This window comes from Pedobacter nototheniae (assembly GCF_004335085.1).
Lineage (GTDB): Bacteria > Bacteroidota > Bacteroidia > Sphingobacteriales > Sphingobacteriaceae > Pedobacter > Pedobacter nototheniae.
The window spans coordinates 65,170-78,220 of the sequence record NZ_RQRS01000018.1; the positions used below are offsets into that span (position 1 = coordinate 65,170).

Genomic DNA, 13,051 nt, shown 5'->3' on the forward strand with positions numbered 1-13,051 from the left:
TTAAATGAAGAAGCTATTTACTACTTTAAGTAATATCTGGAAAATTCAAGAATTAAAAGAGCGTATATTGTTTACGCTCTTAATTCTTTTGGTATACCGTTTCGTATCTCACGTGGTTTTACCAGGTGTTGATCCAACTGCTCTTGGCGAAAACGAAAAGTCAGGTATCTTAGGCTTACTCGATATGTTTGCCGGAGGATCTTTCTCTCGTGTGTCAATTTTGGCATTGGGCGTAATGCCTTATATCTCTGCTTCCATCGTGGTGCAGTTATTAGGTATTGCTGTTCCTTCATTCCAAAAGATGCAGAAAGAAGGCGAAAGTGGTAGAAAGAAAATGAACCAGATTACCCGCTACCTAACCGTAGCGATTACTGTCGTTCAATCCATTGGTTATGTGAAAACCCAAATCATAGATCCACATCCTGGAGCTGTTTTAATTTCGTCTATTACCTTATTCTACGTTTTATCAGTAACTGTATTAACTGCAGGTACCTTATTCGTAATGTGGTTAGGTGAAAAAATTACAGATAAAGGTATTGGCAATGGTACTTCACTAATTATTATGGTTGGTATTATCGCCCGCTTACCATTAGCTATCAGTCAAGAATTTAGTGCACGTGTTGGATCTTCAAGTGAAGGTGGTGGCCCAGTTGCATTAGTTTTAGAAATTGTGGCATTGTTTGCGGTAGTGATGTTTACTATTTTAATTGTTCAGGGTGTACGTAAAGTACCTGTGCAGTATGCAAAAAAGATTGTTGGTAACCGTCAGTTTGGTGGTGTACGTCAGTACATTCCATTAAAAGTAAATGCTGCAGGTGTTATGCCAATTATTTTTGCACAAGCATTAATGTTTATTCCAGGCGCTTTGATGTCGTTTGCTCCTTCATTACAAGGATCATGGTTAATCCAGTTTAGCAATACAACTTCATTGGCTTATAGCTTAACATTCGCATTTTTAATTATTGCATTCACTTTCTTCTATACAGCCATTACGGTTAACCCAACTCAAATGAGTGATGATATGAAGAAAAATGGTGGTTTTATCCCAGGCATTAAGCCAGGTTTTGCAACATCAAGTTTTATTGATGATGTAATTTCTAAAATCACTTTTCCAGGTGCAGTATTTTTAGCAATCATAGCTATTTTACCATCTTTAGCAGTAAAGTTTGGAATTAAACAAGAATTTGCACACTTCTTTGGTGGTACATCATTATTAATTTTAGTAGGCGTTGTTTTAGATACTTTACAGCAAATTGAAAGTTATCTATTAATGCGTCACTATGATGGTTTAATGAAAACGGGTAGAGTTACTGGCAGAACAGGTGTTCCTGCAGCCAGCAGCAATGCAGCGTTGTAGTTCTGAAGGATGTCTAAAATTTATTACAAATCTCTTGAGGAGATCGAGTTAATAAGAGAAAGTTCATTGCTTGTTTCTAAAACCTTAGCCGAAGTGGCTAAAGTAATTAAAGCGGGCATGACAACTTTACAATTGGATAAGCTAGCTTATGAGTTTATTAGTGACAATGGAGCAATCCCTGCATTTTTAAATTATAACGGCTTTCCAAACTCTTTATGTATTTCGCCAAATGAACAAGTTGTTCATGGTTTTCCAAGCGAATACATTATACAAGAAGGCGATTTGATTTCAGTTGATTGTGGCGTAATTAAAAACGATTATTTTGGAGATTCAGCATATACTTTTTCTATTGGAGAGGTAAGTGAAGAAAAGAAAAAATTAGTGGAGGTTACTAAGCGTTGCTTGGAATTGGGCATTGAAAAAGCAGTTGCTGGAATGCGTATTGGTGATATCGGTTTTGCCGTTCAACAACATGCAGAAGCAAACGGATTCGGTGTAGTAAGAGAACTTGTAGGACATGGTGTTGGCGTAAAGCTTCATGAGAAACCAGAAGTTCCGAATTATGGAAAGCGTGGCGCAGGACCAAAACTTGAAGAAGGAATGGTAATTGCAATCGAACCGATGATTAATGCGGGGGTAGCAGGCGTTAAATTTCATAGTGATGGATGGACAGTTACGAGTAAGGACAATAAACCATCAGCACATTTTGAACACACAATAGCAATTAAAAAGGGCCAGGCAGATGTTTTATCGACCTTTTCTATTATAGAAGAAGTTTTACAACAAAAAAAATAAATAATTAAAATTTTTTATTTAATTTTGCAACCCTGTTTAGAAGCAGCTAATTAAGTAACAATCAATAAAATATGGCTAAACAAGCCTCAATTGAACAAGACGGAGTAATAAGAGAAGCATTATCCAATGCAATGTTCCGAGTAGAACTTGAGAACGGGCATGAAATTATTGCGCACATTTCAGGCAAGATGAGGATGCACTACATCAAGATTCTTCCTGGAGATAAAGTGAAATTGGAGATGTCGCCTTATGATTTAACAAAAGGACGCATCACTTATAGATATAAATAAAATGAAAGTTAGATCATCAATTAAAAAGCGTAGCGCTGATTGCAAGATTATTCGCCGTAAAGGAAAACTTTACGTAATTAACAAGAAAAATCCTAAATACAAGCAACGTCAAGGGTAATTAAAAATATTGTAATGTACCGCACAACGGTGGCCCGCCGTTCGGAATTACTCAAAAACATAAATAAATATGGCAAGGATTTCAGGTATTGATTTACCAAGAAACAAAAGAGGAGAAATCGGTTTAACCTATATCTACGGAATAGGTAGAACAACTGCACAACGTATATTAACTACTGCAGGTATCGATTTGAGCAAAAAAGTACAAGACTGGTCTGATGATGAGTTATCAGCTATCCGTACAATGATCAATGATGAGATTAAAGTAGAAGGTGCTTTACGCTCAGAGGTTCAGTTAAACATCAAACGTTTAATGGATATTGGTTGTTACCGTGGTTTACGTCACAGAAAAGGTTTACCTTCTCGTGGTCAGCGTACTAAAAACAACTCACGTACACGTAAGGGTAAGAGAAAAACAGTTGCTAACAAGAAAAAAGCTACTAAGTAGAAAAAAATAATGATTGAACTTAGAATGATTGAATTATTGAGTGGAAACATTCTCTTATTCAATCACTCAAATATTCTCTCATTCAGTAATAAAAAACATGGCTAAGAGTAAAAAAGTAACAAAAAAACGTATCGTTGTAATTGAGCCTGTTGGACAGGCCCATATCAATGCTACCTTCAACAACATTATCGTTACCTTAACAAACAACAACGGACAAACCATTTCATGGTCGTCTGCTGGTAAAATGGGCTTTAAAGGTTCTAAAAAGAACACTCCGTATGCAGCTGGTCAAGCAGCTTCAGATTGCGGTAAAGTTGCGTTTGATTTAGGTTTACGTAAAGTTGAAGTATTTGTAAAAGGTCCGGGTTCAGGTCGTGAATCTGCAATCAGAACTTTACAAGTAGCAGGTATCGAAGTAACATCTATTAAAGATATTACTCCACTTCCTCACAACGGATGTCGTCCTCCTAAAAAGAGAAGAGTTTAATTAATTTTAAAGCTAAGAATCTTCAGCTACAGGTTGGATGATACTTTAAAAAACAAAAAAAAATGGCAAGATATACAGGCCCCAAAAGTAAAATCGCCCGTAAATTCAGAGAACCAATTTTCGGTCCTGATAAGGCGTTAGAAAGAAAAAATTATCCTCCTGGGCAACATGGCTCATCAAAAAGAAGAGGAAAACAATCTGAGTATGCTATCCAGTTAATGGAGAAACAAAAAGTAAAATACACTTATGGTGTATTAGAAAAGCAGTTCAGTAACTTGTTTAAAAAAGCATCTTCACGTGCTGGTATTACCGGTGATAATTTATTACAATTATTAGAAGCACGTTTAGATAACACTGTATACCGTTTAGGTATTGCAACTACCCGCTCTGGTGCACGTCAGTTAGTTAGCCATAAACACGTAACTGTGAATGGTGAAGTTGTAAATATCCCTTCATATCAGTTAAAAGCTGGTGATGTAATTGCGGTTCGTGAAAAATCTAAATCTTTAGAATCAATCACAAACTCTGTAGCTGGAAGAACTATCAATAAGTTTACCTGGTTAGATTGGAACGCAAGTGAATTAAGCGGCAAGTTTTTAACTTATCCACAACGCGACGAGATTCCTGAAAACATTAAGGAAAACTTAATCGTCGAGTTATACTCGAAGTAATTCATAATATTGTTAATTGCCTCAAAAGGGCAATTAACTTTTTTTATGTTACCATATATTCAATAACGAATTTAAAAAAATATAAATGGCAATTTTAGCATTTCAGAAACCAGATAAAGTGATCATGCAGAAATCAACCGATTTCGATGGCACATTTGAATTTCGTCCTTTAGAGCCCGGTTTCGGTGTAACAATTGGTAATGCCTTAAGAAGAATCTTATTGTCTTCATTAGAAGGTTATGCCATTACTACTATTCGTTTTTCAGGCGTTTCGCATGAGTTTTCTACTATTAAAGGTGTTGTAGAGGATTTAACTGATATCATTTTAAACTTAAAACAAGTTCGTTTTAAGAAAACTGGTGATTCTGGCGATTCTGAGAAAGTTTTCATTATCGTTAATGGTCAGGATCAGTTTCAAGCTGGTGATATCACTAAATTTTCTAATAACTTTACAGTTTTAAATCCTGAGCATGTTATTTGCAATATGGACAAATCTGTAACTTTAGAAGTGGAATTAACCATCAACAAAGGACGTGGTTATGTACCTGCTGAGGAAAATAAAGTTGCTGATGCTGTAGTTGGTGTAATCGCGATCGATTCGATCTACACACCAATGAAAAACGTTAAATACACGATTGAAAACTTCCGTGTAGAACAAAAAACAGATTACGAAAAATTGGTTTTAGATATTTCTACTGATGGTTCAATTCATCCGGAAGAAGCATTAAAAGAAGCGGCTAAGATTCTTATCCAACACTTTATGTTATTCTCTGATGAGAACTTAGTATTAGAATCACAAGCTAAAGAAGAAACTAAAGAAGTTGATGAGGAAATTTTACATATGCGTAAAATCCTTAAAACTGAGTTAGTTGATATGGATCTTTCGGTTAGAGCATTAAACTGCTTAAAAGCTGCAGATATTCGTACTTTAGCTGATTTGGTATCTTACGACGTTGCTGACATGTTAAAATTCAGAAACTTCGGTAAAAAATCTCTTACTGAGATCCAAGAACTTGTAAAATCTAAAGGTTTATCATTCGGTATGAACCTGTCTAAATTTAAATTAGACGAAGAATAAAAATAGTCATAAGCCTTTAGTTTTGAGTCGAAAACCTCTTTACTAAAGCTTTAACTAATATAAATAATTTTTAACAGTGTATAATTCCCTCGATTAAAGAGACGGTATACACTTAATTTACAAACAATGAGACACGGTAAAAAAGTAAATCACTTAGGCAGAACCGACAGCCACAGAAAAGCGATGTTAGCGAACATGGCTATATCTTTAATTAAGCACAAAAGAATTACTACAACTTTAGCTAAAGCTAAATCTTTACGTATGTATGTTGAGCCAATCATTACTAAATCTAAGAATGATACAACTCACTCACGTCGTACAGTATTCTCTTACTTACAAGATAAAGAAGTGATCACAATATTGTTCCGCGAAGTAGCTGAGAAAGTTGCTAACCGTCCAGGTGGTTATACTCGTATCATTAAATTAAACAACCGTTTAGGTGATAATGCTGAAATGGCTTTAATTGAATTGGTAGATTACAACGAAGTTTACGGTAAAGAAACAGAAGTTAAAGAAGAGAAGAAAACAACTCGTCGTGGTAAAAGCAAAACTGCTGCTGCTCCAAAAGCTGCAAAAGCAAAAGCTGAAACTACTGAAGAAGTTGCTCCTGCTGAAGAAGCTCCTGCTACTGAAACTGAAGAAGCAAAAGGCGAATAATTTAATTCCCTTTACAATATTAAAGAGTCCTGTTCGAAAGAGCAGGACTTTTTTTTTGCTTAAAATTTTCGCTATATGATTTTGATGGGTAGACAAACGTTTGTCTCATTTTTTTATTACACGCCTATATATCCGCATCATATGTATAAATTAGCCTAAAATATACTAACCATGAAATTTAAGATTTTTATTGTATTTGCGGTCATTTTAAGTGCTTTTTCAGCGCATGCACAAACTATAAAATATACCAATGGTAATAACCAGTGGAAGGCAGATTCTTTAGGAAATCACAGAGCGGTTATTTTATATAATGGCACTGGTAATATAGCACACGCTAAAATTGATTGGCGTAGAAGAGATACACATCCAGAAAATAAGAGGATTATTATACAGGACTCTAATGGTCAAAATGTTGCAAATGTTTATGTTGCTCATATCAATAGAGAAGCCGTGGATCTTTATTTCGAAGCTAAAAATGTTAAAGGAAAATACTACGTTTATTACTTGCCAGCCGTAAATGAAGGAAGAAGTAATTATCCAAAAGGCGTGTATTTAAAGCCCAATTATAAAACTGGTAAAGATTGGATAGATCAGGCAAAAAAAACATCGATCAATTCTTCTGCCGTAGAAATACAATCTATCGATGCTTTTAATTCATTTTATCCAATGGAGATAATTGCTACCGCCAAAGAAACAGAAGCAATTAAGGCGAAGCATAGGGGAGAATCATTCATTGTTTTTCCTGAAGACAGAATGTTTCCTATTAAATTGCAAAGTGACTTACCTTATCGCTGGATACAAAAGGGCAGTTTAAGCTCCTTCTCGGGAACTGCTGCAAGAGGTGAAAATTATGCTTTTCAATTAGGCGTTTTTGCGTTAAAAGATTTGCAAAATGTTGAAGTTACTTTTGCCAGCTTAAAGAGCGCCAACGGCAAAAGTATTGACGCGAAATATATTAACTGCCTTAATACAAATGGAACCAGCTATGATAATAAACCTTTGACGGAAGTTGTAAATGTAAAAAGTGGGAACATTCAACCCATGTGGATTACTGTTAATATTCCAAAATTAACATCGGCAGGTATTTATGCAGGTAAATTTACTGTAAAGGCAAACGGTAAATCGAAAGTAATTGATGTTAAAATTTCTATAAATAATGAGGTTTTAGCGGATGCAGGTGTTGGCTTACCAAATAAACAAACCAGGTTAACGTGGTTAAACTCTACCATGGCTCAGCAAAATACTGTTGTAGCACCTTATACTCCACTTACAGTTGATGGAAATGTAATTTCATTACTAGGTAGAAAATTCGAGATCAATAATGATGGATTTCCAAAGCAGATTCAAACTTATTTTAATTCTGAAATGACCGGGTACAATGAAAAACCAAATAATATTTTAGCTGAGCCTATTCATTTCCATTTTTATAATACACCAAAAACTCAGGAGAAATTGGTTGCTGGAAACTTGCAAATTACCAGTAAAGAAGCCGGAACGGTAAAATGGACAGTAACAAACACATCTGATAATTTAAAAATGGATGTAGAAGGCGCTTTAGAATTTGACGGTTATGTACATTATGTTGTAAAGGTTACCGCGTTGAAGGATGTAGAATTTAGTAATGTTGATTTTCATATCCCATTTGAGAAAGGTTCTACAAAATATTTGATGGGACTGGGAGAAAAGGGTGGCGTTAGACCAGATACTGTTAAATGGAAATGGGACGTAGCGCATAAAAATCAGGATGCAGTATGGGTAGGAAACGTAAATGCGGGCTTATATTACAATTTAAGAGATGAAAACTATATTCGTCCATTAAATACTAACTTTTACCTTCAGAAACCTTTACTGCTGCCGAAATCATGGGGAAATGGCGATAAAGGAGGGATCCAGATCAATGTAAAAGGCAGTTCCATGCTAGCTGATAATTACACGGGGAGCAGAAGCATGAAAAGGGGCGATGTGCTTTATTATAATTTCAACTTATTAATTACTCCATTTCATTTAATTGATACAGATTTTCAATGGGACAATCGCTTTTACCATAAATATGGCGATTTAGATTCTATTAAATCAACTGGAGCAACAGTTGTAAATATTCACCACGCTACGCCAATTAATCCATGGATTAACTATCCGTTTATTGAATGGAAAAAGATGAAATCGTATGTTGACGAGGCGCATCAAAAAGGTTTAAAGGTTAAAATCTATAATACAGTAAGAGAGCTTTCAAACCATGCATACGAACTGCCTGCACTACGAAGTTTAGGTACCGAAGTTTACTCTCCAGGTAAAGGTGGTGGATTTAGCTGGCTGCAAGAACATTTAGATTCTAATTACATTGCAGCCTGGTTTGTGCCGGAAATTAAAGATGCCGCCATTATTAATAGTGGAATGAACCGTTGGCACAATTATTATGTTGAAGGGATGAACTGGTTGGTAAATAATGTTGGTATTGACGGAGTTTACCTTGATGATGTAGCTTTTGACCGTGTTACGATGAAGCGTATTAAAAGAGTATTAACGGCTAATAATCATCCAGGAATTATAGATTTACACTCGGCAAACCAGTATAACAAAAGCGATGGTTTTAACAATAGTGCAATTTTATACTTAGAACACTTTCCATATTTAAACCGTTTATGGTTTGGCGAGTATTTCGATTACAACAAAAATAATCCTGATTTCTTTTTAACAGAAGTTAGCGGAATTCCTTTTGGTTTAATGGGAGAGATGCTTCAAGATGACGGAAACCCATGGCGAGGCATGATTTATGGAATGACAAGTCGTTTGGGATGGTCTGAAAAAAGTGACCCAAAACCATTATGGAAAGCTTGGGATAATTTCGGAATTAAAGGTTCTGAACTAATCGGTTACTGGAGTGATAATTGCCCGGTAAAAACTGATAACCCTAAAGTATTAGCTAGTGTTTATAAGAAAAAAGGAAAGCTAATGATTGCATTGGCGAGCTGGGACGATAATGATGTGAAAGTAAATCTAAATATCGATTGGGCGAAACTTGGATTAAATGCTGCGCAGATGAAAATTACAGCACCGGAAATTGCTAAATTCCAAAATTCAGGAAACTATTCTGATGGTAAATCTATTCCGATTGAAAAAGGAAAAGGTTTGATTTTAATTGTGGAATAATTCCATAACAATATATTAGTCGTCGTTGCGAGGCACGAAGCACTTACTACTATCGCTACTAGCTAGCGCTTTAAGATTGCTTCGTACCTCACAATGACGATTTTTTATATTATATCTTAACATTTTGCATACCGTACTGTTTTAGTACATCATCTGGTACACCTGTCCATTGGTTTGGGGCATTACCTGCATAGCCAATATCTTTAACACCAATTTCAGAAGTATAAAAGCCCGAAGCTGTTAAACTCCTCATTCTTTTAAAGAAAGTAACGCCAGGTTGCATTTCTGGTTTGGCTTTTAAAGGGTAAGCAATATCATCAACTATTGCAAGTTGTTCTTTTGTAGATGCTTCTATAAAAGATTTTTCATAGCGGTTAAAGCATTGAATATCCAGCCATTTTAAGCCGCCACGCATAGGTATTTTGTGCTCAGGGATATCTTTTACAATAAACTCGATAAACTCAGGTACTTTGGCGTCTGATGCACTTCCAGAGACATCATCTTTAGGAATAATAATATCTGCCAAAACGGTTATTGTAGCCATTTCATGTTTGGTGAAAAACGTTTCGGCTTTTAGTTTTTTATCTCTATCTATTTCCCATTCTTCTCTGCCAGCCTCTTTTGCGGTTTCCTCGGCTTTTTCAACAGGTACTTTGGTTTCAGGTTGTTTGCAGGCCTCAATTAATACGGTTGTACTTAATGCGGTTAAGCCTAATGCTTTTATGGAATCACGTCTATTCATAAAGTAATTCTTTAAATGTTTTGTTTTTTCTTTTCAGCCAAAATATATTCAGCAGTTCTCATTGATAAAGCTAAGATTGTCCAAGTTGCGTTTTTATCACCTTGCTGTACAAAAGGACCGGCATCAACCACAAACAGGTTTTTGCAATCGTGTGCTTGACAATATTTATTCAACGCTGATTTTTTAGGATCATCACCCATTCGAATTGTTCCCACTTCGTGGATAATCTTACCAGGCGCTTCAAGTCCATAGTTTGTTTCAGCACCTTGTATTTTTGATGTCACCACGGCGCCCATTTCCTTCATAATAGAAAGAAAGGTTTCTTGCATATGTTTAGCTTGATTAATTTCTTCCTGTGCCCATTTATAGTGAAACCTTAGAACAGGAATACCATATTTATCAACAACATCAGGGTCAATTTCGCAATAATTATCTGCACGGGCAATTGCAGTACCACGACCGGCCATGCCAACACCAGTACCATAAAAGCGACGATAATCATCTTTTAGTGACTTACCGTAGCCACCAGCATCCTTCATTTTGCCATTTCTATCTGGCACTAATCCGTTCATTGTAGGTACACCGCCGCCAAAGCCGTAAGAAGGCATGCCCATACCACCGCCATATTCAATATGGTAACCACGTGGGAAATTTAGTTTTTTATTATCTAGCCACCATGGCGAATAAATATGTACACTACCAACGCCATCCTCGTTATATCTTTTTCTATCCATTAACTGAGGTAGAAAGCCCGAAACACTGGCGCCTGTAGAATCATGTAAATATTTACCCACAACGCCACTATTATTGGCTAAACCATTAGGATGATGATTAGACTTTGAATTTAAAAGAATTCTTGCGGATTCGCAGGCACTTGCACCCAAAATAACAAGTTTACCATTAACCTGGTATTCTTGTAAATCTTTTCTATTTACATAAGAAACACCTTTGGCAGTTCCATCTTTATCGGTAATTACTTCACGAACCATAGCATCAGTAATTACGGTTAAATTACCAGTTTTTACCGCGGGAATAACTAAGCACGACGATGCAGAAAAATCACCATAAACTTTACAGCTTCTGCCACATTGGCCACAATAAAAACAAGGTGCACGGTCGTTATTACCTTTTATAGATTCTGTCATAACAGCACCTCGGCCCGTAATAACCCTTACTCCAGCTTTTTCTGCACCTTTTTTAATGAATAATTCATTTAAACGGGGTTTTGGTGGTTTCATGAAAATTCCATCGGGTTCGCTTTCTATACCTTCTACCGTTCCATAAATCCCAATCATTCTATCTACCTTATCGTAAAATGGTTTTACATCTGCATAAGTAATAGGCCAATCGTCTGTTAAACCATCTTTAGGTTTGAAATCGTCAGGACCCATTCTTAAAGAAATCCTACCCCAGTGATTGGTTCTGCCGCCAAGCATTCTTGATCTAAACCATTCAAACTCTGTTTTGTCTTTTCTGGTGTACGGTTCGCCTTCTAGTTCCCAGCCACCGTAAGAGGCATCGAAATCGCCAAAAGGTCGTACTGTACCAGCGCCACGACGGGGAGATTCCCAAGGCCATTTTAGTTGGTGGGCATCTAATCGTGGGTCAAAATATTGACCAGCTTCTAGCATTAAAACTTTTTGACCAGCATTGGCTAAAACATAAGCAGCCATACCGCCGCCAGCACCGGAACCTACAACAATCGCATCGTAAACAGTTGGCGATTTTTTTATCTGAAATTCACTCATATATGTTGGTTAGAAATAAATGATGCTCTAATCTAAGCTTAAAAAATCTAAATCAAAAGTGTTTCAAGTGTTAATAATAATTCTAAATATAGTGGGTTTAACAACTTACTAAATCGTATTACGTATAAAACCTCCTTACTGTTGGTTTTACTACTAATTGCGTATAATTTATTCTTTTTTTTGAGGTGGAAAGTCGCTCAATTGTTACATTGCTAATTGCCGTGATGGGCTCAAAATAAAGTTGTTTATCTTTGAACTTTAATTTGCATTATGCCAGTATCTGAAAATATAAATCAATTTACATCAAAAATTTTAAATAGTCTTTCCAAACAACAGTTTGTTAAAATCTCAATGGGAAACTATCAGGGCGAAGAACTGGATTTGAAGCAAATTTTGGTTCGTAGTGTAGAGATTAAGAGGGAAGCAAAACTTGCATTTACATTTAGACACAAAACCCGAGATATTGTTAAAAATTTTGCTGTTGAAGAGGGCGTAAATCTACTGGGTGAATATTTAAACAAAGGTTTTAAAGTGGCAACACTATTTACTACTGAAGCTGATTTTATTTTTGAAATTAAAAGAGATAATCAATCTTTAATTAGAGAAACTCCTCCCGTAAGCAAGCAAAAACCATCTGCATTGCACGATAAACAAAAGCAAAGACAGATTAGTGCCAATGAAAAGCAATATTTGGTCGATTTAAAAATTACTGATAATACTGGAGTTGTTTTTAAAAATGCTCAGGATAAGTACAAACAAATTAATCATTATATAGAAATTTTAAGTCCATTAATTAAGGAGGTGCCCAATGGAAGCATAAAGCACGTTGCGGATATGGGATCGGGTAAGGGCTATTTGACTTTTGCGCTTTACGATTACTTACACAACACTTTAAAGTTAAATACAAAGGTTACTGGTGTAGAATTTAGGCAGGATATGGTTGATCTTTGTAACCAAATTGCAGCAAAATCTAACTTTAAGGAATTAAACTTTGTGCAGGGTACTATTCAGGATTATGATGCGACAGATATTGATTTATTAATCGCTTTACACGCCTGCGATACAGCAACAGATGATGCAATTTACAAAGGAATAAAAGCAGATGCGAAATTAATTGTAGTTGCTCCTTGCTGCCATAAACAAATTAGAAAGGAAATTGAACAGAATAAAGTACAAAATGACGTTTCCTTTTTGACTAAGTATGGCATTTTTTTAGAGCGCCAGGCAGAAATGGTAACCGATGGAATAAGAGCCTTAATTTTGGAATATTTTGGATATAAAACAAAGGTTTTCGAATTTATATCTGACGCACATACTCCAAAAAACGTACTTGTTGTGGGGATGAAAAGAGTTGAAAGCTTAAAGACTAAAGCCGAAAGGCAAGGGGAGGTTTTACAAAAAATTAAAGATAGTAAGGCTTATTTTGGGATTGGTCATCATCATTTGGAAAAGTTGTTAGGGTTGTAGATTAACCGCAAAGAACCCGAAGTTTTTAGCAAAGAACACAGAGC

Annotated in this window: 13 protein-coding genes; 11 read left to right on the forward strand and 2 right to left on the reverse strand. The window is 35.8% G+C overall.

The annotated features are described in order from the left end of the window. Positions 1-4 precede the first annotated feature (4 nt). From secY to EHC72_RS15890, 10 genes are all read left to right on the forward strand, one after another. Positions 5-1,357 carry a preprotein translocase subunit SecY gene (secY, locus tag EHC72_RS15845; RefSeq protein ID WP_131538684.1) on the forward strand — a complete coding sequence of 451 codons (1,353 nt, stop codon included), beginning with the start codon at positions 5-7 and terminating at the stop codon, positions 1,355-1,357. Positions 1,358-1,366: 9 nt separating this feature from the next. Further along, positions 1,367-2,152 carry a type I methionyl aminopeptidase gene (gene map / locus EHC72_RS15850; protein WP_131538685.1) on the forward strand — a complete coding sequence of 262 codons (786 nt, stop codon included), beginning with the start codon at positions 1,367-1,369 and terminating at the stop codon, positions 2,150-2,152. 71 nt (positions 2,153-2,223) lie between these two features. Then, a complete protein-coding gene (infA, locus tag EHC72_RS15855; protein ID WP_010599888.1) occupies positions 2,224-2,442 on the forward strand; it encodes a translation initiation factor IF-1 in 219 nt (72 codons plus the stop codon). A gap of 1 nt (position 2,443) precedes the next feature. Further along, complete coding sequence (gene rpmJ / locus EHC72_RS15860; RefSeq protein ID WP_010599887.1) at positions 2,444-2,560, forward strand: 50S ribosomal protein L36; 117 nt, start codon at positions 2,444-2,446, stop codon at positions 2,558-2,560. A 69-nt stretch (positions 2,561-2,629) separates the two neighbouring features. After that, entirely contained in the window at positions 2,630-3,007 is a 378-nt protein-coding gene (gene rpsM / locus EHC72_RS15865; RefSeq protein ID WP_131538686.1) for a 30S ribosomal protein S13, read from the forward strand. Between the two features lie 97 nt (positions 3,008-3,104). Further along, on the forward strand, positions 3,105-3,494 hold the full coding sequence (gene rpsK / locus EHC72_RS15870; protein ID WP_010599885.1) for a 30S ribosomal protein S11: 390 nt from the start codon (positions 3,105-3,107) through the stop codon (positions 3,492-3,494). A 62-nt stretch (positions 3,495-3,556) separates the two neighbouring features. After that, complete coding sequence (rpsD, locus tag EHC72_RS15875; protein ID WP_131538687.1) at positions 3,557-4,165, forward strand: 30S ribosomal protein S4; 609 nt, start codon at positions 3,557-3,559, stop codon at positions 4,163-4,165. A gap of 85 nt (positions 4,166-4,250) precedes the next feature. Beyond that, positions 4,251-5,243, forward strand: coding sequence for a DNA-directed RNA polymerase subunit alpha (locus tag EHC72_RS15880; RefSeq protein WP_131538688.1), 993 nt, complete (start codon positions 4,251-4,253; stop codon positions 5,241-5,243). Between the two features lie 126 nt (positions 5,244-5,369). After that, the gene (gene rplQ, locus EHC72_RS15885) at positions 5,370-5,900 is read left to right on the forward strand and encodes a 50S ribosomal protein L17 (protein WP_131538689.1); all 531 of its coding nucleotides are present in this window, start codon (positions 5,370-5,372) and stop codon (positions 5,898-5,900) included. A gap of 171 nt (positions 5,901-6,071) precedes the next feature. Then, complete coding sequence (locus EHC72_RS15890; RefSeq protein ID WP_131538690.1) at positions 6,072-9,050, forward strand: glycoside hydrolase domain-containing protein; 2,979 nt, start codon at positions 6,072-6,074, stop codon at positions 9,048-9,050. A 109-nt stretch (positions 9,051-9,159) separates the two neighbouring features. Here EHC72_RS15890 and EHC72_RS15895 read toward each other — a convergent pair whose 3' ends face one another. After that, on the reverse strand, positions 9,160-9,792 hold the full coding sequence (locus EHC72_RS15895; RefSeq protein WP_131538691.1) for a gluconate 2-dehydrogenase subunit 3 family protein: 633 nt from the start codon (positions 9,790-9,792) through the stop codon (positions 9,160-9,162). 11 nt (positions 9,793-9,803) lie between these two features. After that, positions 9,804-11,540 (reverse strand): GMC family oxidoreductase, encoded by a 1,737-nt coding sequence (locus EHC72_RS15900; protein WP_131538692.1) that lies wholly within the window; start codon positions 11,538-11,540, stop codon positions 9,804-9,806. Positions 11,541-11,810: 270 nt separating this feature from the next. Between EHC72_RS15900 and EHC72_RS15905 the strand changes: the two genes are divergently transcribed. After that, positions 11,811-13,007: a class I SAM-dependent methyltransferase gene (locus EHC72_RS15905; RefSeq protein ID WP_131538693.1), complete on the forward strand. Its 1,197-nt coding sequence runs from the start codon at positions 11,811-11,813 to the stop codon at positions 13,005-13,007. Positions 13,008-13,051: the final 44 nt, after the last annotated feature.

What these genes read in the sequence shown, in the direction of transcription:
- rpsD (WP_131538687.1), top strand. Translation starts at nt 3,557, where the DNA reads ATGGCAAGATATACAGGCCCCAAAAGTAAAATCGCCCGTAAATTCAGA.
- EHC72_RS15880 (WP_131538688.1), top strand. Translation starts at nt 4,251, where the DNA reads ATGGCAATTTTAGCATTTCAGAAACCAGATAAAGTGATCATGCAGAAA.
- EHC72_RS15895 (WP_131538691.1), bottom strand. Translation starts at nt 9,792, where the DNA reads ATGAATAGACGTGATTCCATAAAAGCATTAGGCTTAACCGCATTAAGT.
- rpsK (WP_010599885.1), top strand. Translation starts at nt 3,105, where the DNA reads ATGGCTAAGAGTAAAAAAGTAACAAAAAAACGTATCGTTGTAATTGAG.
- secY (WP_131538684.1), top strand. Translation starts at nt 5, where the DNA reads ATGAAGAAGCTATTTACTACTTTAAGTAATATCTGGAAAATTCAAGAA.
- map (WP_131538685.1), top strand. Translation starts at nt 1,367, where the DNA reads ATGTCTAAAATTTATTACAAATCTCTTGAGGAGATCGAGTTAATAAGA.
- infA (WP_010599888.1), top strand. Translation starts at nt 2,224, where the DNA reads ATGGCTAAACAAGCCTCAATTGAACAAGACGGAGTAATAAGAGAAGCA.
- rplQ (WP_131538689.1), top strand. Translation starts at nt 5,370, where the DNA reads ATGAGACACGGTAAAAAAGTAAATCACTTAGGCAGAACCGACAGCCAC.
- EHC72_RS15890 (WP_131538690.1), top strand. Translation starts at nt 6,072, where the DNA reads ATGAAATTTAAGATTTTTATTGTATTTGCGGTCATTTTAAGTGCTTTT.
- EHC72_RS15900 (WP_131538692.1), bottom strand. Translation starts at nt 11,540, where the DNA reads ATGAGTGAATTTCAGATAAAAAAATCGCCAACTGTTTACGATGCGATT.
- rpsM (WP_131538686.1), top strand. Translation starts at nt 2,630, where the DNA reads ATGGCAAGGATTTCAGGTATTGATTTACCAAGAAACAAAAGAGGAGAA.
- rpmJ (WP_010599887.1), top strand. Translation starts at nt 2,444, where the DNA reads ATGAAAGTTAGATCATCAATTAAAAAGCGTAGCGCTGATTGCAAGATT.
- EHC72_RS15905 (WP_131538693.1), top strand. Translation starts at nt 11,811, where the DNA reads ATGCCAGTATCTGAAAATATAAATCAATTTACATCAAAAATTTTAAAT.